Genomic DNA, 22,742 nt, shown 5'->3' with positions numbered 1-22,742 from the left:
AGGATATGAAAAAGCAAATTCTATTGGTCGCTACTCTGACAATAGTTGGACTGACCCAAGCACAAGACCTTCTGACTCAACAGGTCCCTTCTGTGATTCTCAATCAATTTCAGACAGAATATCCTAAAGCCTCAGATATCGATTGGGAGATAAAAGGAGATCTCTATCAGGTGGAATTCGAAACTGGATGGAATGTAGATCACGAAATCTGGTACAATGCCGAGGGGAAAATCCTCAAACACAAAGAGGACATTTCGGAAGATGACTTACCCAAAGCTGTCAAAGACAAAATAAAAGCCGATTTCAAAGGCTATTCCCTCGATGACTTAGAAAGAATAACTGACAAAGGAACAATAGTCTATAAGCTGGAGCTCAATGCTTTAACCAAGCAGGACTTTGACCTTGTGATAGATGCAAAAGGAATGATTTTGAGCAAAAAGGCTGATTAAATGCGTCTGATTTTATTAGGAGTTTTAGTGCTGGCAGTGAATTTTTCACTGCTGGCACAAGAAAAAGGCAAAACCAATAAGTGGTTTGAAAACATTCAAATTGGTGGCTACATGCAGATCCGATACAACGGCTTGTTTGAGAGCAATCCCAATCTGGAATGCGAGCAATGTGATGAATCTTGGGGGCATGAAGGAGGTGGAATTTCTTTTCGCCGCCTGCGATTTACCATCAAGGGGCAGATTTCCCCTCGAGTGTATTTCTATTTTCAACCTGATTTTGCCAAATCCATCGGAGGAGATCATCATGTTGGTCAACTCAAAGACGCCTACCTCGATGTGGGACTTGACAAAAGGAATGAGTTCAGGGTTCGAATCGGACAAAGCAAGGTCCCATACGGATTTGAAAATATGCAGTCAAGCAGCAACCGACTACCTCTGGATAGAAATGATGCGCTCAACAGTGCCGTGAAAGATGAGCGGGATCTGGGCGTTTTCTTTTTCTGGGCACCACAAGAAAAGAGAAAGCTTATCAAAAGCCTGCGAAAAGCTGGTTTGAGCGGAGGTGATTTTGGGCTTTTTGCGCTGGGATTTTACAATGGACAAACCGCGAATAAACTAGATGAAAATAATGAATTTCACCTGGTCACCCGTTTTTCTTACCCCCTAAAAATGGGAAATCAAGTGATAGAGCCCGGGATTCAGGCCTACACAGGAAGATACGTGGTCACGAATCACAGCCCTGAAATCCAGGTAAACGAGTCGGGATACCTGGACCAAAGAACCGCATTATCCTTTGTACTTTATCCTCAGCCTTTCGGCATACAGGCCGAATACAATTTGGGTCGAGGACCAGAATTTGACAAAGCAAGCAACTCGATCCAAGTAAATCATCTTGAAGGCGGCTATGCAACTTTTTCTTATTTTTTCGAAAAATGGAACCAACAGTTCTATCCTTTTGTGCGATTGCAATACTATGACGGAGGCAAAAAGCATGAATTGGATGCCCGAAGCTATACTGTCAAAGACACAGAAATCGGAATCGAATGCCATCCTTTGCCTCATTTCGAATTCTTGGTAGAATACACATTTTTGGACAGGAGGTATGAAGATTTTCAGAATCCCATCAATCATCAAATAGGAAGTCTGATGAGAATTCAGGCTCAATTAAAATTCTAAAAAACTATTTGACAGGAAATAAGAGCCTTAAAATTAAGATTTGACCGATCTTTACCGCAAAATTAGATTTCTCGATTTGATGCCTTTGAGAATAAAAAAGATTAGAATTTTGCAATTGGATTTAAAACAAGCCCCTTTTTCCAAACATGGAAACCTACGTACCCAAAGTACTCTGGCAGTTACTTTTTTTGGTCAGAAACTCAGAAAATCGCAGCAAATATAGAGGCATTATTTTCTACAGGAAAAACAGAAAATTGGAACCAATGGAAATACTAGGAAAGCCGTATTTGCCTGTACTATTCAGCGGATCTACCAGGGAATGTCCTTACGGTGAGCCTAGGCTATATGAATAATCTCTTGGGCCTATCCCCTACTTGGGATTCTCACTATTTGGCACTTGACATCCTTATCAAAGATCCCTTTTCAAAAAAATCTAGAGCTGATTGACAAATCACAACTAAATACTGAGAATCATTTCTTTAATGAAGTCAAAAAAACACAGCCTAACTTTCATCAGGCTGTGTTGCTATTTTGCTCTTTTGGTGTTTAGAAAGCCGCCAGTTCTGAAATTCTATTGGCATTGGTACCGCCATAAGAATTGTAAGTCTGGATTTTGAAATATCGGCCTTCAACAGGAGTATCCAAAACAATTTGCTGTCGAGTCATCGAGTTGGATGCGGTAAAATCACCTACCGTTGACCAATTTTCATTGTCATCAGACACATAAAGTGTAAAATCTTTTAGCATTCCATTGGTACTCTTCTGATTTTGGACTACAGAGATACCATGGATTGTCTTTTGGGACGCCATATCGATAGCAACCCAATGAGGATGCTTAGGAGGGCTTGTCTTCCAACCAGAATGCCAAAAGCTATCATAATCTCCATCTAGAAGGTACTCTGCCAAACCAGGCAAGGCACCTTCAGCTGCATATTCCTCTTGAGAAGAGAAACCTGCTATGGTCCAATTACTCCTATCATAATCCAAATAGGTTTTTTCATTTACATCGATATTGGGCTGACCGTTGACAAAAGAATATGGGTAAGATGTAGTGACTATCCTTCCGTTTTCATGTACCAATGAGAGTCTTAGCGAAAATGGATGTTCTTTGAAATGCTCATCAATATCACTAAGAGGCATTTTAAATGAAATACTATCACCATCAAATGTAGGTATAACCCCGTTTGCCCAAGTGATTGCATTATAATCCGCGTCATTTTCATTTGTTTTAGGATCATTATATACTATCGCACCTCTGACTGGGACAGTACTCGTAAATTTAGACTGTACATATAGATATTCACTGTCTGCATAGACCCTTTGATTCATAAACTCTACGACAGGACTTTCTTCATAAAACTGTATAGTTGGATCTGATGAAAACAATTGATTATAGCGTAGAATCATTGCGGATGCTTTTGTCAATTTAATATTGTTTGGCTGATTCCAATAGGAACTGTTACCATTACCCATCATTGCGATAAAATCATCGGAAACTCTTTGACGATTATGAGGAAGGTTAAGCCCATGTCCTAATTCATGTATCGTTCCTCCTATCCACTTATCCTCCACCGTAGGAAATCCTTCACCATCTACCCATTTTTCCATATCATAGCCTCCTGCATAATCACGAGTAAATGCAAACTTACCAAGACCATAAAAAGGGACCCCAGTACCATCCTCATGGACAGGGATAAAAACGAGGAAATGATCACTTGTCTTTTCTTCGGGATGAGCTTCAAAATAGGCCTTTATTTCGTTCACCGCCTTATTTCCTCCTCCAGAATAAGGGTAGTCCTTGTGATCTCCAGCTGCGTGAATGACTTTTATATTGACATACCCCGGAATCTCAGGATGTTCTTGGACCCCAAAGGTCTTGTAACCATAGCCATTTTGCTCCAATTGACGACCAAAATATCCTTGCATATGCCGCAAAGCACCAGAAAGCCTTCGCTCATACTCCAAATGAGGCTCCATATCACTCGGCAAAAAGTAAATTACATTGAGTTTGTGAGGATTAACAGTGTCTGCTTTTTGAATAAACACTATATCAATTAGCTCACAAGAACTAAGCAACATAGAAAGTGAAAGACATAGTAATGTCAGCCTAGAAAAATAATTGTTTTTTTTCATAATTATATATTAATTTTTATAAATATTTAATACATAATTATACTATAATTCAACAACTTAATAAAACAAAACTCACAGATTTTTTATCGATTTTCAAATCGAAATAAAGCATAAAAAAAGAAAAAAATATCACAAAAATATGTATTGTTTTATAAAAAAATTTATTCAAAAAAATAAAAAATCACCCCTAAATTACTATTCCTGTTTAATGGAAACACAAACTATAAAACACCTCTATACAACATATAAATAAACTTATATATACCGCTACAGGTTAAAAAAAAGAAAGGGAAGAAGCAGAAAACCTCCTCCCCTTTTATATTTCAAATATCAATAACCCGGGTTTTGAACAAGATTTGGATTATCAGCAATCAATGCCAAGGAAATCGGCAAATAGTAGCGCTCAGGGCCAAATACGCGGTCTTCCCCTTCAGCATTTTTTAGGGTGATGACATATTTGTCAGCATCCATATCATAGTTGAATACCAACCCTTTGGTACGGACATTGTCCAAATACTGAGGAGCAATTCTCCAGCGAATCAGGTCCCAAAATCTATGACCTTCAAAGGCAAGCTCCACTTGTCTCTCCTGTCTGATATTCTCCTCTGTGACATCAGTCAATAGCGGCATTCCCGCACGATCTCTCAATTGATTCAATGCTTCCAAGGCTTCATTGGTATTGCCAAGATAAAATGCCGCTTCAGCAAAATTCAAAAGTGTCTCAGCATATCTAAACACATAATAATCCTGACCAGACCTACCTGCAATTGGCTCAAGATTGGACTCGTCAAGTCTTTTTCGCAAAAGCAAGGCGGTGTTTCTTGCATTTCGAGGATGGCAAGCTGCAGGCCACTCTTCTCCATTTCTATCCAAAGTGCCGGAAGTAACCGTCACACGCTCTCCAGCATCATTGGTATATGTGGTGCTACTGTGAAAATATGCCAAACCACCCTGCCAAACAGACTCAGGATAGAAAACGGAGGACTTGAATCTAGGATCTCTCATTCCGAAGAAATCATCGATATCCCAAGAGTTGTCAGCATTTAAATCATCTCTAGAAATGTCTGTTCCCTTTCTGCCATCGACAAAATCAAACTGCTCCACAAAATCATACAGAACTGGATAATTAGAATTCCAGGTAGATAAAAAACCAGCAGGTGTAGCCAGATTGTCCAGGCCATGCCCTCTAATAATTGGCTCAAATACCTCCGCGAAAATCACTTCTTCATTCCCTTCATCGAGAAACAGTTGAGTGAAGTTAGTAACCTTATCATCATGCTTATTGTAAAGAGCAAACATCCCACTCTCGATGATTTCCTTACTTGCATTATAGGATTTCTGATAAAAACCCTCTACATCTGATGATGAAATGCCTACTACTCCATCGGCTTGGACTTCTCCAAACTGACCGATACTGGCTGCATACAAGGAAGCTCGTGACAATAAAGACAAAGCTGTGTATTTATCCGCTCTACCACTTGCTCCAGTTTTTGCATCCGGCATAGTGACTAAGATATCATCCAGCTCAGACAGCACAAACTCATAAATCTCCTGCTCGGAAGCTCTAGCCGGAAACAACTCCTCTTCTGGATCCTCCACATCTTGAACCTTGGTGATCAATGGAACTCCTCCAAATCTCTTGGCCATTTCAAAATAGATAAAGGCTCTCAGAAATCTTGCTTCATTGCTTTTCTGAAGAATATACTCTTCATCCAGAGATTCACTATTCACGATGTTTTCGAGGAGATAATTGAGGTCACGAATAGCACCGTATTTCCAATAGTTCAATGGACCGGGTCCTGAAGCTGCTGTATAAGACCTTCTATAGGTACTATTTGGGGTTTGCCAGTTGGCAAAATTAATATGTTCTGCTCCGGCAGCCGGGATCATTCCCATGTTTAGAGTACCTTCCCCTCCGGTATCTATAAACTCCATCCTGTTGTATACACTGGCCAGGTAAGCTTCTGTCAGACTTTCGTCCTCAAAGACCACATCTTCTGAAATAAAATCAGGAGTTTTGGTCAACTGACTTTCACATGATGCAAAAACGGCCAACAAAAGCACCACTATTACTATTCTTGATTTCATGATATTCATGTTTTTTCGTTGATACATTATTAAAATCCAAGCTGTACACCAAAGGACATAGTACGAAGTAGAGGCAGACCAAAACCATTGTTGCTCGAGGCTTCCTCTGGATCTATTGCATCTTTATAAATTCCCAGCTTATTAAAAGACACTAGATTGTCTCCAGACATGTACACATTGGCATTGCTCAGTCCTACTTTATCTAAGATGGCACTTGGAAAAGAATAAGATAGAGTCGCTGTTTTCAGACGAATATAGGTTCCGTCATACATCCAGAAATCTGAGTTGATGTTATTCCATGGTCTTGTACCGTTTCTTTCATAGGCAGGCAATTGAGCATTGGGATTGGAGCCTACCCCTGGATTACTTGGATCTTGAGCCCAGGTATATTGCTCATGAATCTTTAGAGGAACTTGCTCATTATTAAATGCCGCTCTATTCAATCCTGTCATATTTACACTAAAGTGTGTTCCTCCCTGCCATAGCATGGCTAGACTGAATCCTTTGTAAGACACTCTTGGAGAAATGTTGTAAGTAATGTCAGGATTGTTTCCATATCCTATCTGATATCGGTCAGCGCGGTTGATCACACCATCACCGTTGATATCCACATAGCGGATGTCTCCTGGTTTTGGGGAGCCGTTGATATCTTCGATGGTATATTGCTCTAAATATTGATCTACTTCAGCCTGTGTATCAAAAAGGCCATCGGTCTTATACCCATAAGTGATATTCACCCATCTTCCGCTTAATTGATCAAATTGAACTTGGATAGGGTCTGACATGTCAATGTCTTCTTCGTAATTTTCATATTTCTGTCTGGCATAGGCCACCCCTACATTGATGTCATATCTAAAATCTCCAACAGCACCTTGATTCCCAATAGAAAGTTCAAACCCTCTATTACTTCTGGAATCCAAATTCACTTGAGGCAATGTCGCTCCAAAAGTAGATGGAAGTGCCTCAAGTGGAGTTCTCAACAAACCATCTCTATATCTATAAAATACATCAAGGGTAGAATATAGAGTCCCATTAAACATGGTCAGATCTACACCTGCATTGTATAGGGTAGTCTCTTCCCAAGTAATATCCGGATTTACCAAGCCGGTATTGTCAATCATAGCTGTAGGAGAACCATCTAGGTAATAAACAGCTGAACCTGATTGCTCAAAACCAGAAAGATAATTAAATGAGGTATTGCCAACATTGCTGTCCACACCAGTCTGGCTATAGGATAGCCTCAACTTCAATTGATCGATGGTAGATGAATTGGCCAAGAAATCTTCTCGGGCAATATTCCACCCTGCAGAAATGGACGGGAAATAACCCCAAGCATTGGACCCAAATTTAGAGCTGGCATCCGCACGAAGAGTCGCTTCAAACAAATACTTCCCTGCATAAGCGTAGTTAAATCTTCCTGCGAAACTCACTCGAGTATATTCGATATCTCTACCAGTACCAGAAGTACGAGTCAATTCATTGGTTCCACCGACCTGTGGCACCTCAGTAGACAAGAGATCTACTCGTGTCACAGTCAGAGAGCGGTACGTGTTATTTTCATTTTCACCGAATAGCAACGCTCCAAACTCATGATCATTCACCTCTTTATTGTAAGTAGCGTAGAATCTAGATAGCACTCTACTGTTGGGGTCATTGGCCCCTCCGAAATAGTTGGATCTACTGAAGGAATTTCCCTGAATAGAGCCTTGCAACGTATATCCGTCAAAATCCGAAGTCACCGCATCAGCATCATAAGTATAAACTTCGTATGGAGTATTTAATGTAGCATTTTGGAGGTTTCTTGCTCTCACATTGATTTTACCTCCCACAGCTAGTCCTTTTACAAAAGGTAAATCATACTTTAGCTCTGCAGATCCTGTAAGGGTATGCTTATCGGTTCTGTCATATCCTACAAATTTTTGATAGATTCTTGCCACAGGAGATCTCGCTGAGAACCCAGAGTACGGAGCCTTATCATCATCTGGAAGATTTGGGTTGAAAATTGGCTGCGATGTACGCAGGTCATTCCAGATTACCGAGGGAGCCTCAGCTGAGTAGTCTTGTTCTTCTTTGATATACTGCCCATTGATAGTCAAGGTCACATTTTTGAAAAGGTCAATATCAAGGTTATTGGTCAAGGTAAGTTTGTTGTAATCATAATCCCCCTTGAAAATCCCTGTCTGAGCCAAATAGCCTACAGAAGAATAGTAACGAATCTTTTCGCTTCCACCTCTGATACTTAGGTTATGACTCATCAATGGCGAACCGCTATCTTTTACCACGGCGTCTACCCAATTGTAGCTTGGTAGCTCACCCGACTCATATAGATTCAGGTTTTCTTCGGTAAATAAAGTACCGTAGCTAATGTCAGCATCAGGGTTTGCGGGGTCGTATTGTCCATTGAATACCGCATCCCTTCCTAGTTTGATAAAACCTGCTGCATCTACCTGCTCGGCAAATGTCAATCTCTTCTGGGACGCTACATAGCCATGGTAGTTGACCGACATAGACCCTGATTCACCTCTTTTGGTAGTGACCAAAATCACCCCGTTACCAGCTCTAGCTCCATAAATAGCCGCTGAAGCATCTTTCAAAACTGTGATCGTCTCTATATCATTAGGATCGATTCTATCCAGATTGGACTCTATCCCATCTACAATGACTAGAGGATCCCCAAATCCACGGATGCTCAGGGAGGCATTGTCCTGACCAGGTAAGCCCGGGTTTTGATTGGAAATCAAGCCAGGGACTTGACCAATTAAAAGTCCTTTTACATTGGTGACAGGCGTCTGAACCAATTTATCAGCTTTCAGATCCGTAACCGACCCTGTCAGGTTACTTTTCTTCTGAGTACCATACCCAACCACCACGATTTCATCCAAATCACCGTAGTCATTTTGCAAAAACACATCTATGTAACTTCTACCATCTACTGCTATAGTCTGGGTAGTATATCCAATAAATGAAAAAACCAATGACGCTCCTTCTTGGACACTCAATTGGTATTTCCCATCTAAGTCAGTCACTGTTCCATTGGTAGTTCCTTTTTCGATGACAGTCACTCCAGGTATCGGGAATTCAGCATCATCTTTCACTACTCCAGTCACCTCGATTACCTCCTCGGCTACTTCCAATAAAGCAGCCAGCTCTTGATTTTTTCCTACATAGATACTGTTGTTGACTTGCTTGAATTTCAACCCTGTCTCCTGCGCAAAGACCTTCAGGATGTCTTCCACAGTCTTTTTGCCCTTCTCAAAGTCGATCTCTGGAAGTCCATAGACCACATCATCCGGATAGACAAAGGTGTAATCCGAGTTGGACTCGATAAACTCAAACAGATCTCGAATACTCCAGACCTCCTTGCTGAGCTTCACAGCCACTTGGTCGATGGACTTGATCTGTGCATTTGACTCCCCGGCTATCAGGGTAGTCAGAAACATACTTTGGATCAAAAGACCGTACAAGCAGCACTTGGACAGCCTCTTCATTTTTCGGAGTAAGTTTTGTTTCATATATGTATGGTTTTAGGTGGTTTCACGAGTTCCAAATCCTGAAATAGGATTTTGGCGATTTGGTAAATCTGCTTCATCAGTTAGTATTTAGGGTTTAATGATTACTTGTTCATCTTGGATCGAAAACTCAAATCCCATAGAAAATGAAAGGCCCACGAGGATATTCTCGAGGCTCTCGTTATTGAAAACTCCAGAGACTTTGCGCTGAACTTGGACACCGGGCTTCAACTGAAAATCCACTCCATACCAGCTCTGTAGCTGATCAAAAATGTCTTTGAGTTTTTCTCTTTGAAATCTGATTTTCCCTTCTTTCCAGGCCGTCAGATTCTGAGTATCAAACTTCCCAGCTTGGATCGAAGGATCCTTCCGGGAAAAAGTAGCTGACTCACCTGGCACCAAGACCAACTCACCCTCGGAAGACTGCGCATGTTCCAAAGTGACCAGAACTTTTCCTTCAGTCAAAGCAATTTGCTCTAGGTCATTTCTGGTATTGATGTTAAACTCAGTACCCAAAGCCCTCGTCAGCAAATCCCCTGAGTCTACAATAAATGGACGCTCAGGATCAGATGACACGACGAAATATGCCTCTCCATTGACCTTGATCCTGCGATCCTCTTTGCCATAGTTGGAGTCAAACTCCAGAGAAGAATTGGAATTCAGGATGACCACACTTTGATCTGGAAGCTTCAGAGTGAGTTTTTGTCCAGGCTTTGTCTCTCTATGAATTACAGCAAGTTGCGGCTGTTCTGTAGCTTCCTCAGAGTCCCGATAGGTCTCTACTACTAGAAATAGAAGCGCGGCAATCAAAAAAATGGACGCAGCTATGCCCCAAGGGAATGAAAGAGCTCTACCCTTTCCCGGCTTTTTGAAGTCTATAGCCTGATCATGGACGTTTCGAAGGATTTTTCCCAAAACCTCTTCCTCACCGGAAGGCTCAGTAGTATCCCATGCTTCTTGCATGATCTGATCCAAATGCTCTTGGGAACCTGGCAAACTAAGCCACTCGATCACCTGAGCCTCCTCAGAGGCTGTGCATTTTTTATTTAAAAACTTAATGAGAAGATCTCTATCCACAGTTTGGTGTATTCTTTGGTCCTAATACACCTTCGACCCAGGGACTACTTACTATTTTTTAAAAAAAATTTCAAAATCTTTTCACGCCGTATCAGAAAGCAAAAATCCGCTATCTACCTATCACTTAAAGAAAGATAGAAAAGAGTAGAATGATAAAGGGAACCTTCTTGAGAACTTGGCTTTTCAGTTGCTTTTTGGCCAAATAAATGTGATGCTCCACCGTCCTGATCGACACATCCATCATATCAGCTATTTCCTGATGGGAATATCCCTCCAGTTTACTCAGTGTGAAAATTTCCTTTTGTGTCGGTGGAAGATGTCCCAAAATCTGAAAGACAGCAGCTTTTCTACTTTCAAAAAAACTACTTTCCTCCACATATGATTCATCCACTAGTGCATCAGCAGCATTCTCTTCCAGTCTCACTTCTTTCTTTCGGGCTCTCAGCTGATTGAAAACCCTGTTTTTGACGCAGGTGAATAAAAACGATTCAATGTTTTGGTCTGATTTTATTTTCTTCCTCTTTTCCCACAATTGGATAAAAATCTCCTGCACGACCTCTTCCGCGTCAGCCCCCTCTACAAAAAATGTCCGGGCAAAACCCAACAGCTTCCCCGAGTACCTCCGATACAATTCATCAAACGCAGCTACTTTCCCTTCCTTCAGCAAAGTAGCCAACTGTCCATCTGAATATTCCTGATACTTCTTCAACTCTAATCGAATGCTAATCTATCAAAGAGATTTTTTGGCTTTTATTCTTTGGAAAAGAGACTCAAACCCAAAAGAAAATAGCAACAAAAACCTTCATTATTACTCTTAAGTTTCACTTAAGTAGCATCAATAATATTATATTTTTATGGTAATCATAGTACTTTTTTTATTTTTTTCCGGAAATGATTTCGGTAAAAAGCCATTGAAAACCTTTAAAACAAGGAAATATGGCCGTATTAGTCCATAACACCTATTTTTCACACACTCCCGCTTTGGTCAAATAATTCACTTGTCGTATTTTTTCCGATATGAAAACCTATGAATCCAAAGACCTCTGGCAATTTCTGTTTGTAGTCCGCCGGTCAGACACACTTTCCAAGCTGGCCCCACTTATCTTTTTTCTGGTTTGCTATACCGTGGGAGTTGTCGCCTTGGAGCTAGAGGTACTCCATGTATCTCAAGATAGCTGGCTGCGAAATCTACCCGCCATGCATAGTTTGCTGAGCTTTGTGATTTCGCTTTTATTGGTATTCCGAACAAACACCGCCTATGACCGCTGGTGGGAAGGCCGTAAACTCTGGGGAAGCCTGGTAAATAACAGTCGGAATTTTGCAATAAAAATCGATGCAATGGTCCCCAATGAGGATGCTGAGAGTCGACAGTTTTTCAGAAGGCTGATTCCCATGTATGCTTTTGCCCTTAAGGATCACCTGCGTTCCAAAAAGACAAAATACAGCTTAGATGACTCCGAGGGGAGCAATAAAAAGCTGTTTGAGATGGATTACAACAAGCACATCCCCAATCAGATCGCAAAGCAACTTTTTGGCAAAGTCAACCAGCTCCACCTAGAGGGCAAAATCAACGGTGACCAGCTCATCGTTCTCAATGGAGAAGTCTCCAGCTTCACAGACATCTGTGGAGCATGTGAGCGGATTCTCAACACCCCGATTCCCTACAGCTATAGTGCTTTTATCAAAAAATTTATCATGCTGTACATCCTCACACTTCCATGGGGTTACTCGTTCTCGCTCGGGTACTTCGCTGCTCCTATCGTGGCTTTTATTTTCTATGTATTGGCAAGCTTGGAGTTGATTGCTGAGGAAATCGAAGAACCTTTTGGCACCGACGCAAATGATCTACCTATGGATAAAATTTCCCAAAACATCGAGAAGCATGTCGGAGAAATTTTGGAATAGGGCCTACTGATAAACTCTCACCCAATCAATCTCCATTTCTACTGGCAGGTGATCGGGATTAGCTTTGCCTACCCAGCTACCTTCGAGCTGCATGTCGATCATGAGGTAAAATGGCTGATCGTAAGGCCACTGACTGGGATCCACATCTGTCAGTCTCGGGTAAGTAAAAGTTTCTTCTCCATTCAGAGTGAAAACCAATCGATCAGGATACCACTCCAATCCAAATGTATTGAAATCATCCTTGTCAAATTCAGCTGTACCACCATGAGGTGGAACTTGAGTTTGTTTGAGATCTAGAGTATAGTAAGAATGAGTCGTCTGATAGATTTTATCTTCGAAATTAATATGCTCCATGATATCGATTTCTCCATTTTTAGGATAGTTCCCATACTTATCCTGCTCAGCCAGCATCCACATCGCTGGCCAGGCGCCTTGCGCTGAGCCCAATTTGGCGTGGATTTCTATTTTCCCATATTGATAGGCAAACTTCCCTTTGGTATAGATTCCTCCAGTCAAATAAGGGCGTGGGTCGTCCAGGTTATTTTCATTGGAGATGCCCCTTAAGATCATTTTTCCTTCATTCAAATCATAGCATCGCTCATCATCTGACATGTAATTCCCCCAATCGGCCTGATTGGGAGGAATCTTAGTCCACTTTGTCGTATCCAGCGATGTCGCGTCAAACTCATCCTTCCATACCAACTCCCATTGTTTACCAGCGCGTCCATTTTTCTGAAGGTAGATATAGTCATCCTGCAATCTATAGGGGTGTCGACTACAAGATCCAATGAGCGCCATTAAAACTAAAAGGAACAGTGATTTTTTCATCCCGCAAAGTAATCATTTCTCTGTGCCTCCCTGTCATGAGTTTAGGCCACATCGAGCTATCCATTCAAATCCTTGTGCGGATATTCCACCAAAAGTGAATCACTTTCCCCACCGCATCAGGGATTTATGCCGCTCAATGATACTCTGGTGCCGTTTAGCCCACTGGTACAATTATTTCTCTTCTAAATCCGAGAACCAGAAATGTGAAAGAAGATGAATCATACTAAATCCCCTTATACCAAATTTATCCTCATGTGCCTAGCGTCGGCCATCTCCATGTATATCACGATGTACTTTCATACTTATGAATTTAGCCATGTTTATTTCAGCTGGACTAGGCTTTATATGACGCTCATAGGCGTATCGGGAATGGCGCTGATCATGTTTTTCTTCATGAAAAAAATGTATACCAACTCTCTCAAAAACTCTGCAATAGTCATCTCCAGTATGATGCTGATGCTGATCTCCACCATTCTCGTGAGATCCCAGACGCCAATAGAGGATGTCAAATGGATGAAAGCCATGATTCCTCATCACTCTATTGCTGTTTTGACGAGCTCACAGGCCAACCTTGAAGATCCTGAAGTAAAAAAACTGGCAGAAGACATCATCCAAACTCAAGAGAAAGAAATTGCACAGATGAAAGAAATGATCCAAAGACTTGAAAATGAAGAACAATAAAAAAGGAATCTCGATTGAGATTCCTTTTAAGTGTAACAGTAGACCCTGTTTATATAAATGCAGACCGGAACACCTTCCGGCCCGTTGATTTAACGATCTATAGATCCCAACACTTTTTTCATGAAAGCATTCCCGGCATCTTTTTCAGACATTCCGTCCGCCACTAGCTCATGAACTTCCAAAGCACCACATAGGTTGGAGATCAGCTCTCCGATCACGTCGATTTCTGGCTCTTTCAGCGATGGAGCTTCAGAGATATTTTCCAATACCTCCAATGCCGTCTCGATTTGCTCAGGAGTGCAGGTTCGTTGGATAGTCTTAATTACTGGCAACTTCATGGATCAAAGCTTTTAATTGGTCCTCTTTATTCGTTTGTATTTGGTTGACCAACTGACCTCCTTTGAAAGAAGCGAAAGTTGGCAGATTATTTACCTGAGCCAATTTTCTGGACTGAGGAAATTTTTCGGCATCGACGATGACAAAAACCTTGTCCGCGTTTTCGCCAGCCAGTCTTCTAAACTTTGGCTTCATGATGCGGCAGTTGCCACACCAGCCAGCAGAAAATTGTACGATGACTTGATCGTTGCTATCTACTAGCTCCTGTAGAGTATCTTCAGTTAGTTCAATCATGGTTTTCTAATTAATTGTTGGATAGGTAAGTAGCCACACCTTCGTTGGTAGCTTTCATAGCCTCTTTTCCTTCCTCCCAGTTGGCAGGACATACTTCGCCAAATTTCTCCACGTGAAGTTGTGCATCTAGAATTCTCAAATATTCGTCGATGTTTCTTCCTAGAGGAAGGTCGTTGATAGACTCATGACGTACGATTCCTTCTTTGTCGATCAAGAATGTACCTCTATATGCTACAGGAGCACCTTCGAATGACCATAGGTTGGTCTCAGGATCAAATCCATACTCTCCAGCCAAAACACCGTAGTTCAAAGAAATAGTTTTTGCAGCGTCAGCCAAGATGGTGTAATTCACACCTTCGATACCGCCTTCAGCTTTTGGAGTCATCAACCACGCTAGGTGAGTCTCTTCAGTATCTGTAGAGCAACCGATCACTACAGTATCTCTTTTTTCAAATTCAGCCAATTTGGACTGGAAAGCGTGAAGCTCAGTTGGGCACACAAAAGTAAAATCCTTTGGATAGAAGAAAAGAACAACATTCTTCTTGCCTAGGAATTGCTCCAAGTTGAAGTTTTCTACGATTTCCTCTCCGTTGATTACTGCTCCTACATTGAACGCTGGAGCTTTTTTTCCGACTAATGCCATGTTTCGTTGTTTTGTTAAAATTTGATAGTACAAAGCTAGCTCAGGAATTAAGAATTTAAAAAGTAGAAGTGTCTGCGAGAGCCAAATCATCAGTGATCAGACCAGTTATTATTTCATCTAATTGATTTATGAAAAATATAATTTCGAAAAAATAGACAGGAGAGCATCAGAAAAATTTCCGCAATCCGTTGCGAACAGTAGAAAAAATTTCCAATTGAAAGATTCTATTGATCATTTGAAAAAGCTATCGTGGTTAGTGTTTTAGTGAACAGTCTTAGTATCCAGATAAAGGAGGAATAAAAAACCCTTCAAGAGTTTTAAACTCTTAAAGGGTTTATTTAAAGTTCCCAGTAATCAGTAGGAGCATTCAGAAACCCAATCAACTTTAGTCTTGATCCTTGTTTCTTGACACTTAGCTCTTGACTCTGTAAGCTTATATTTTGTCGAAACCTAAATAAGGCTGCAATACTTTCGGCATGATGATGCCCTCAGGAGTCTGATTGTTTTCCAAAATCGCAGCTACGATTCTTGGCAGAGCCAATGCCGAACCATTGAGAGAGTGAGCCAATTGAGTTTTCTTATCAGCACCTTTGAATCTCAACTTCAAGCGGTTGGACTGGTATGTTTCAAAATTGGAAACTGAGCTCACTTCCAGCCATCTTTCCTGCGCTGCTGAATATACTTCCATATCAAATGTCAATGCAGAGGTAAAGCCCATATCACCTCCACATAGTCTCAACACGCGATAAGGTAGTTCCAGCTTTTGCAATAGCATCTGCACGTGCTGACTCATTTCCTCCAAAGCCTCATAGGATTTGTCTGGATGTGTGATCTGCACGATCTCTACCTTGTCAAATTGATGCAATCTGTTCAAACCTCTCACATGAGCACCCCAAGAACCTGCTTCTCTTCTGAAGCAAGGAGTATGTCCCACGTTTTTCACAGGGAGGTCTTCTTCGCCCAAAATCACATCTCGATACATATTTGTAATCGGCACCTCGGCTGTCGGGATCAAATACAAATTATCAGCAGTCGAATGGTACATCTGACCTTCTTTATCCGGCAATTGACCTGTGCCATAGCCGGAGTCCTCATTGACCAAGATGGGAGGCTGCACTTCATAATAGCCAGCAGCAATCGCTTCATCTAGAAAGAAATTGATCAACGCTCTCTGAAGTCTGGCTCCTTTTCCTTTATACACAGGAAATCCAGCTCCGGTGATTTTCACGCCCAAATCAAAATCAATGATGTCATGCTTCTTGATCAGTTCCCAATGTGGCAATTTATCATCGGCTAGCGTTGGGATCACTCCATGCTCCAGCACCACTTCATTGTCCTCAGCGGCTTTTCCAACAGGAACAGAAATATGTGGCACATTCGGAATGGTGTAAAGCAGAGCTTTCAAGGCTTCCTCCGCCTTGGAGTTTTCCTCCTCCAAATCCTTGATTTGAGATTTGATCTCTGCAGTTCTGGCTTTTGCCTGCTCGGCCTCCTCACGCTTTCCTTCTTTCATCAACATCCCGATTTGCTTCGAAATCGAATTGAACTCAGCCTGAATCTGATCCCGCTGTGTCTGGGACGACTTGCGCTGATCATCTAGCTGGATCACCTCTTGCAGGGTGCTTTCAGCATTTGGAAAATTGCGTTTTTGAAGACCTGCTAATACAGTCTCAAAGTTCTCTCGGATTTGATTTACTAATAGCATGAGAAAATTGGTAATAAATAAAGCTGCAAAGATAGGGACTTATCTTACAATGATGGCCTTGCTGACTGAAGAGAATGGACCTGAAAGCTCCTCTCCGTTGGTGCGAAGCAGCTTGATCTGCATTTGATAGTTGCCAGCAGGCAGGTTGGCCACCCGGATCGGGGCCATGTGGTCTATTTCATAGGAATACTCTCCCACCTGTACCTGTACCTTCAAACCATCCAGCTTCATATCTCCTCCCACTACCAAAAAATCCACAATCAACTCATGGGATTCATCCACAATCTGATTATTGATCGGAAGATTAACTGCCAAATAGGGCTCCGCGGAATAGGGAAAAGGGCGTGAATCCCCCACTTGAAAGTCTCGATCCACATAATTGCCAAAGTTTTTCAAAGCCAACCCCTCCTCATCCACCAAATAAGCGACCACGCGATAGCTTCCTTCTTTGAGGTCTCTCTGAAAAATCGGAGAACGAAATCCATGCGGGTCATCTCCGTTGAGGATATTGAAAAGCAAAAAGCGATCAGAAGCTTCTTCTTCAAAGGGATAGTTTTTGATATTGAACTCAAAGGGAACCTTGCCCGGCTTAAAAACCTGATTGCCCAATGGTGTATAGAGTTCCAAAATCGCATCTGGATAAGCCTGGGTATCTTCGTATTGATAAAAACTCACCTTTGGCTTTTGCTGATCGACCTGAACCGAATCTCTAGGCAAATCCACCTCAGATTCATTGATTTTCTTCCGTTCCTCACTACAGGAGACAAGTGCTAACACTAGCGGCAGAGTCCAGATCAGATATTTTTTCATACAGCGGGCTTTTGATATTAAAGGTATTATTTTTTGTGATTATGAGCTAAGCCATGAATTCCTTAGTTTCTTGCTCATCAGCCAAAAAGTGAAGGAATTTGGCGCATTTTGTGTTTTTTCCTACCGAAAAAGCAGAGAGACCTGTTATTTTTAGTCAAAATTTTGAATGAAAGCTTTAAGCAAATCTTACCATGGATATACTATTTGATGAAATACCCAGCCTAGATCTGGCAGATTTCACTTCGGGAACACCGGCTCAAAAGGCCGAATTTGTGAAAAAACTGGGCGATGCTTATCAGAACATCGGCTTCGTTGCCATCAAAAACCATGGCTTGACGCAGGATCTGCAGGATCGGCTTTATGCTTCTATCAAATCGTTTTTTGCATTGGAAGACCAAGTCAAATCCCAATACGAAAAACCGGAAATCGGATACCAGCGCGGCTACACTGGCAAAGGAAAAGAACATGCCAAAGGCAGAAACACTGGAGATCTGAAAGAATTCTACCATGTAGGACAGGAAATTTCATTCATCCCGGAGTCAGATCCAGTCAAAAATGAGTACCCTGAAAATGTCTGGCCAGCAGAGATTCCCGCTTTTCAGCAAGATGCAGTCGAGGCTTATCAGACTTTGGAGAAAGCCGGAAAGGCCATGCTTCAGGCTATCGCTTTGATCCTTGATTTACCAGAGGATTATTTTGAAGACAAGGTCGCTTATGGCAATTCTATTTTGAGACAAATCCACTATTTCCCAATTACCAATCCAGACGAGGTGCCAGAAGACGCGGTACGAGCTGCGGAGCACGGTGACATCAATTTGATCACCCTCCTGATGGGAGCCAGTGCGGATGGACTGCAAGTACTTCGCAAGGACGGGAAGTGGATCCCGATTACAGCGCTACCTGATCAACTGGTCGTCAATGTCGGCGATATGCTGGAGCGACTGACCAATAAAAAACTGAAATCTACCATCCACCGCGTAGTCAACCCTCCACGTGAACTGATGAATACCAGCCGTTATTCCATTCCGTTTTTCATGCACCCAAGATCGGAGATGGATTTGACCTGTTTGGAAAGTTGCGTGAATTCCGAAAACCCAAAACTTTTCAAGGATGCTACGGCAGGAGAGTTTTTGGAAGAAAGACTGCGTGAACTAGGTCTTCGCAAATAAATATGTCTGTAAAAAGGGTCAGATATTACCTATTTCTCAGGGACATTCTGGCCCTTTCTTTGACTGCATTTGGTGGTCCTCAGGCATTCTTGGCCATGCTTCTGGAGCGAATGGTCAAGCAGCGAAATTACATTACAGAAGAAGATCTCTGGGAGCTCAATGCCCTATGCAATATGTTGCCTGGACCATCTTCGACACAACTAGTTTCAGCGATAGGTTTTAGAGTTGGCGGACCAAATCTGGCCTATCTGGCACTTTTGGTTTGGATTATTCCGGCATCCTTGCTCATGACGGGAGCTGCAGCATTGATCTATTTTTTGAAAGAAAATACTCCCGGCGCCCTCAATTTTGCCAAATTCATTCAGCCTATGGCTATCGGCTTTATCATTTTTGCCGCACAAAAGACCATCTCCAAAATGATCCAGACCACCGAAGCGATGGTGCTGGTTTTGATATCAACTTTCATTTCATTTTTCTACAGCTCTCCCTATGTCTTCCCTGTCTTGCTGATCATCGGAGGACTGAGCACCTCTATCAAATACAAGAAGCAACCGAAAATAGAAAAAGAGGAACCTCTGGTCATCCAGTGGGCCAACTTCTATCTATGGGGAGGCGTATTGATCCTTGCTGCACTTTTAGGTGCAGCCACACAGTACCAACCTGTCATTCTTTTCGAAAACTTTTATCGAAATGGCAGCTTGATCTTCGGAGGCGGACAAGTGCTCGTCCCCTATTTATACACAGAATTTGTCGACTTCAAGCATTTTTTGAGTTCTGAAGAATTCTTGACCGGATATGCCATTTCGCAGGGAGTACCAGGCCCCACGTTCTCGTTTTCCTCCTATGTAGGAGCATTTTCCATGAAGGAATTCGGCTTTATCGGTTTCTTAACTGGAGGTCTGATTGCCGCAGCGGGAATATTTCTTCCGGGGATATTCATGATATTTTTTGTAATACGCTTTTGGGATCAGTTGAAAAAGTACCGACCTGTCCGTGCCGCTCTGGAGGGCATCAATGCTGTATCCTGCGGTATGTTGATTGCGGCTGCCTATTTACTTTTTGAGCCGCTGGAAGCCAACCTCCTTAACATTTTTATGATTTTGGGCACGTATTGCTTGCTTCAATTCACCAAAATATCCTCCCCTCTGATCATTTTGGGAGGGATTTTGCTAGGGATTGCAGTCAACCATTTCATATAACACTAGCTCCCGATCGAGCAAATTATTGGCAGCAGGAACAAGAAAGGGCTTTTTGACGTTTTAAAAATCTAAATCATTGCCTATCTTTCTTCTATGCAGGCCTACGAATTTATCAACAATCTAATCCCACCCCTCAAACTGACAGACAAAACCAAGATGGCTTTGGGCTGGATGGAAGAGATCCGCACGGATGTCTTACCAGTGGTGGAGAAAGGAAAATTCCTTGGTTTGCTCAACGAGGACATGATTTTTGATCTCAATGATCCAGAGAGACAAGTGGGAGAAATCATGCCGGATCATGCCAATTGCTGGGTATTCAGCGATAAGCACATCTATGACGTCCTCAAGGTCAGCTCAGAGCATCAATCCAATGTCGTCGCGGTACTAGATCGAGAATCCACTTATCTGGGAGTGGTGACGATGGAAGACGCTATCGCAGCTTTTGCGGAGAGCCTGTCGATTCAGTCCCATGGGTCTGTATTGATAATATCATTGAGCATGACGGACTATTCCCTTTCGGAAATATCCAGAGTCATCGAGTCGGAAAACACAAAAATCCTGAGTTCATTCATCACCAGTGACCCTTTGGATGACTCCAAAATCAAATTGACTCTCAAGTTGGATCAGCCTGAGTTAAGACATGTCAAAGCCACTTTGGAACGGTTTGGATACCGAATACTCGATCATTACCAAGAGGAAACGGGTATCAGCAGTGAAGAAGACCGAATCGGAAACTTGCTTCGATTTTTAGATATTTAGAGCAAGGGTCCTTGCATTGAAAAGTATTTCGCCTACTGAGATACCGGCAAACACCTATTTACATGTAAAGAATAGCAATTTGAATTACTGCTATTGGATCATTAAGCCTTTATTTTGGCAAGGGCTTAGCTTGGAGTAAAAAATTCAATTCGCTATACTTCAAAGCAATATTTTAGCCATCACTAATTTTAAAAGGAAAAGCTTCCTGATCATCATACAAAATTTCAACAAATGAAAGTCGCTTTGCACGGCTTGACACTCAAGGCAGAATTTATCCGAGATGTCAAGTCCCTTTTTCAGGCTCTCCAGCAGCATCATATGGAGGTTTTTGTCACCGAGCAATTTGACCGACAGCTACGCATGCACGGGAATATAGGCCTCAATTATTGGCTTCTCGATGGATCGGATGACATGAGTCAGATGGACTTTTTGATTTCAATTGGAGGAGATGGCACTTTGCTGGACTCCGTTTGCCAAGTCGGTGAGTTAGAAACCCCCATTTTAGGCTTGAATACTGGAAGGTTAGGTTTTTTGGCAACCGTCGCCACTGATAAAATCCATGAAGCGGTGCAGCATCTTGGTGAAAACAACTATCAAGTTGAAAAGCGAAGTCTCGTCTCTTTGGACTGCAACCGCCGTCTCTTCAATGGCCTCAATTTTGGCCTGAATGAATTTACTATTCACAAGAGAGATACCTCTTCCATGATCACGGTACATACCTACATCGATGGCAAATATCTCAATAGTTATTGGGCTGATGGCCTGATAGTGGCTACACCCACAGGCTCCACGGGCTACTCTCTTAGTTGCGGAGGACCATTGATCTCTCCCGAGGCAAAAAACCTGGTCATCACTCCGGTGAGCCCCCACAATCTCAACGTCCGGCCGATTATCGTTTCTGATGAAAGTGAAATCACTTTTGAAATCGAAGGAAGAGCCGAAAAATTTCTAATATCTTTAGATTCCAGGTCTACTTCCATCTCTTCAGATTTGAAATTGATGGTGAAAAAGGAGAACTTCCACGCCCGCTTGGTCAAACTACCCAGCTACAATTTTTTTGATACGCTGAGGTACAAATTGAACTGGGGCTTTGACATGAGAAATTAAGGCCCAAATGCCTCAAAAAGGGCATTTTGAGCTTAACAAATATTAACCGCCGAAATACTAGTCTGCGTTTTTTAAACGTTGGGTACTTTATAACTTGCACCGTCTTGAAAAAGGTCAAATTTCATTTTTCCAAAATCTTACTCATTTGCTTTGTATTGCTTGCATGTATCCATGCAGAATCCCAAGCCCAAAAGTATGAAGTAGGAGGTGGACTAGGGACTACAGCCTACACTGGCGATATTCTCAGAAAGATTGATCTGGACCATTTGGGTCTTCACGGCACGTTGTTTGGCAAGAGAAATTTTGACAATGTATGGTCGCTCCGGGTCGGTATCACTGCCGGCACACTACGGGCGACTGACAGTGTAAAACCCTACGATGCAGTAGTGGACAGCAGAGATGCCCGTTTCCGAGGGGGTATTCTGGAAGCTTCGGCTGTGATGGAATTCAATTTTTTGGATTTCCTCCGCAATGACTCCGAATTCTTTTGGTCTCCCTATGCGTTCTTTGGATTAGGCTATTCACACATCTTTGCCAAAGGAAACACATTTGCCTACAATGTCTCCGAGAGATATAATGTGGGTACCGTGGTCATTCCATTTGGAGCAGGAGTGAAATACCGACTCAATGATCGCTGGACTCTGGCAGCTGAAGCTGGCGTACGTGCTACGTTTACAGACTATTTGGACAAAATAGACAGTAGTGATCCAGCTATCCCGAGATTTCCGGACAGTACCAATCCAGATCAGCCGTGGGGGATCAACTATGGTAATCCCTACGATAAGGACTGGTATTACTTTTTGGGCCTGACGATCAGCTATACTTTGGAATCCGTAAAATGCTACGCCTATTAATTAATTGAGCCTGAGGCTTA

20 protein-coding genes are annotated in these 22,742 nt (G+C 42.1%); 9 read left to right on the top strand and 11 right to left on the bottom strand.

Annotation, left to right across the window (positions count from 1 at the left end; translation table 11 throughout):
• The first annotated feature begins 5 nt into the window (after positions 1-5).
• Positions 6-449, top strand: coding sequence for a PepSY-like domain-containing protein (locus tag G460_RS23170; RefSeq protein ID WP_026955063.1), 444 nt, complete (start codon positions 6-8; stop codon positions 447-449).
• Positions 450-1,625: a porin gene (locus G460_RS0109110; protein ID WP_026955062.1), complete on the top strand. Its 1,176-nt coding sequence runs from the start codon at positions 450-452 to the stop codon at positions 1,623-1,625. It abuts the gene before it with no gap.
• 546 nt (positions 1,626-2,171) lie between these two features.
• Here the strand turns inward: G460_RS0109110 and G460_RS0109095 are convergent.
• The 5 genes from G460_RS0109095 to G460_RS0109075 form a co-directional block, all read right to left on the bottom strand.
• The gene (locus tag G460_RS0109095; RefSeq protein ID WP_084421232.1) at positions 2,172-3,758 is read right to left on the bottom strand and encodes a discoidin domain-containing protein; all 1,587 of its coding nucleotides are present in this window, start codon (positions 3,756-3,758) and stop codon (positions 2,172-2,174) included.
• 330 nt (positions 3,759-4,088) lie between these two features.
• On the bottom strand, positions 4,089-5,846 hold the full coding sequence (locus tag G460_RS0109090; protein WP_169817508.1) for a RagB/SusD family nutrient uptake outer membrane protein: 1,758 nt from the start codon (positions 5,844-5,846) through the stop codon (positions 4,089-4,091).
• 29 nt (positions 5,847-5,875) lie between these two features.
• Entirely contained in the window at positions 5,876-9,358 is a 3,483-nt protein-coding gene (locus tag G460_RS0109085) for a TonB-dependent receptor (RefSeq protein WP_026955058.1), read from the bottom strand.
• Positions 9,359-9,445: 87 nt separating this feature from the next.
• Positions 9,446-10,432 (bottom strand): FecR family protein, encoded by a 987-nt coding sequence (locus tag G460_RS0109080; RefSeq protein WP_026955057.1) that lies wholly within the window; start codon positions 10,430-10,432, stop codon positions 9,446-9,448.
• Between the two features lie 124 nt (positions 10,433-10,556).
• Entirely contained in the window at positions 10,557-11,141 is a 585-nt protein-coding gene (locus G460_RS0109075) for an RNA polymerase sigma factor (RefSeq protein WP_169817507.1), read from the bottom strand.
• A 308-nt stretch (positions 11,142-11,449) separates the two neighbouring features.
• Here G460_RS0109075 and G460_RS0109070 point away from each other — a divergent pair, with 308 nt between their 5' ends.
• Positions 11,450-12,337, top strand: coding sequence for a bestrophin family protein (locus tag G460_RS0109070; protein ID WP_026955055.1), 888 nt, complete (start codon positions 11,450-11,452; stop codon positions 12,335-12,337).
• Positions 12,338-12,340: 3 nt separating this feature from the next.
• On the opposite strand, the gene G460_RS0109065 is transcribed toward G460_RS0109070, so the two are convergent.
• Positions 12,341-13,165 (bottom strand): glycoside hydrolase family 16 protein, encoded by an 825-nt coding sequence (locus tag G460_RS0109065; RefSeq protein ID WP_026955054.1) that lies wholly within the window; start codon positions 13,163-13,165, stop codon positions 12,341-12,343.
• A 252-nt stretch (positions 13,166-13,417) separates the two neighbouring features.
• Between G460_RS0109065 and G460_RS0109060 the strand changes: the two genes are divergently transcribed.
• Positions 13,418-13,846, top strand: coding sequence for a DUF305 domain-containing protein (locus G460_RS0109060; protein ID WP_245578717.1), 429 nt, complete (start codon positions 13,418-13,420; stop codon positions 13,844-13,846).
• 89 nt (positions 13,847-13,935) lie between these two features.
• Here G460_RS0109060 and G460_RS0109055 read toward each other — a convergent pair whose 3' ends face one another.
• The 5 genes from G460_RS0109055 to G460_RS0109035 all read right to left on the bottom strand — a co-directional run bounded on the left by G460_RS0109055 (position 13,936) and on the right by G460_RS0109035 (position 17,634).
• On the bottom strand, positions 13,936-14,184 hold the full coding sequence (locus tag G460_RS0109055) for a DUF6952 family protein (protein WP_026955052.1): 249 nt from the start codon (positions 14,182-14,184) through the stop codon (positions 13,936-13,938).
• Positions 14,165-14,476, bottom strand: a complete 312-nt coding sequence (locus G460_RS0109050) for a thioredoxin family protein (protein ID WP_026955051.1) — start codon at positions 14,474-14,476, stop codon at positions 14,165-14,167. Before G460_RS0109050 ends, G460_RS0109055 begins: the two co-directional genes overlap by 20 nt.
• Before the next feature lie 10 nt (positions 14,477-14,486).
• Complete coding sequence (locus G460_RS0109045; RefSeq protein ID WP_026955050.1) at positions 14,487-15,119, bottom strand: peroxiredoxin; 633 nt, start codon at positions 15,117-15,119, stop codon at positions 14,487-14,489.
• Between the two features lie 433 nt (positions 15,120-15,552).
• Entirely contained in the window at positions 15,553-16,824 is a 1,272-nt protein-coding gene (gene serS / locus G460_RS0109040) for a serine--tRNA ligase (protein ID WP_026955049.1), read from the bottom strand.
• A 39-nt stretch (positions 16,825-16,863) separates the two neighbouring features.
• On the bottom strand, positions 16,864-17,634 hold the full coding sequence (locus tag G460_RS0109035) for a hypothetical protein (protein ID WP_026955048.1): 771 nt from the start codon (positions 17,632-17,634) through the stop codon (positions 16,864-16,866).
• A gap of 191 nt (positions 17,635-17,825) precedes the next feature.
• Here G460_RS0109035 and G460_RS0109030 point away from each other — a divergent pair, with 191 nt between their 5' ends.
• From G460_RS0109030 to porG, 5 genes are all read left to right on the top strand, one after another.
• A complete protein-coding gene (locus G460_RS0109030; protein ID WP_026955047.1) occupies positions 17,826-18,803 on the top strand; it encodes an isopenicillin N synthase family dioxygenase in 978 nt (325 codons plus the stop codon).
• A 2-nt stretch (positions 18,804-18,805) separates the two neighbouring features.
• Complete coding sequence (gene chrA, locus G460_RS0109025; RefSeq protein ID WP_026955046.1) at positions 18,806-20,002, top strand: chromate efflux transporter; 1,197 nt, start codon at positions 18,806-18,808, stop codon at positions 20,000-20,002.
• A gap of 93 nt (positions 20,003-20,095) precedes the next feature.
• Positions 20,096-20,761 carry a CBS domain-containing protein gene (locus G460_RS0109020; RefSeq protein WP_026955045.1) on the top strand — a complete coding sequence of 222 codons (666 nt, stop codon included), beginning with the start codon at positions 20,096-20,098 and terminating at the stop codon, positions 20,759-20,761.
• A 231-nt stretch (positions 20,762-20,992) separates the two neighbouring features.
• A complete protein-coding gene (locus tag G460_RS0109015; RefSeq protein WP_026955044.1) occupies positions 20,993-21,868 on the top strand; it encodes an NAD kinase in 876 nt (291 codons plus the stop codon).
• 104 nt (positions 21,869-21,972) lie between these two features.
• Entirely contained in the window at positions 21,973-22,722 is a 750-nt protein-coding gene (gene porG / locus G460_RS0109010; protein ID WP_026955043.1) for a type IX secretion system protein PorG, read from the top strand.
• Positions 22,723-22,742: the final 20 nt, after the last annotated feature.

Origin of the sequence: Algoriphagus vanfongensis DSM 17529 (genome assembly GCF_000429465.1) — a bacterium.
In the GTDB taxonomy this organism is placed as follows: domain Bacteria; phylum Bacteroidota; class Bacteroidia; order Cytophagales; family Cyclobacteriaceae; genus Algoriphagus; species Algoriphagus vanfongensis.
The sequence above is the reverse complement of the archived record's forward strand: the minus strand, read 5'-3'. Positions and strand labels throughout refer to the sequence as shown.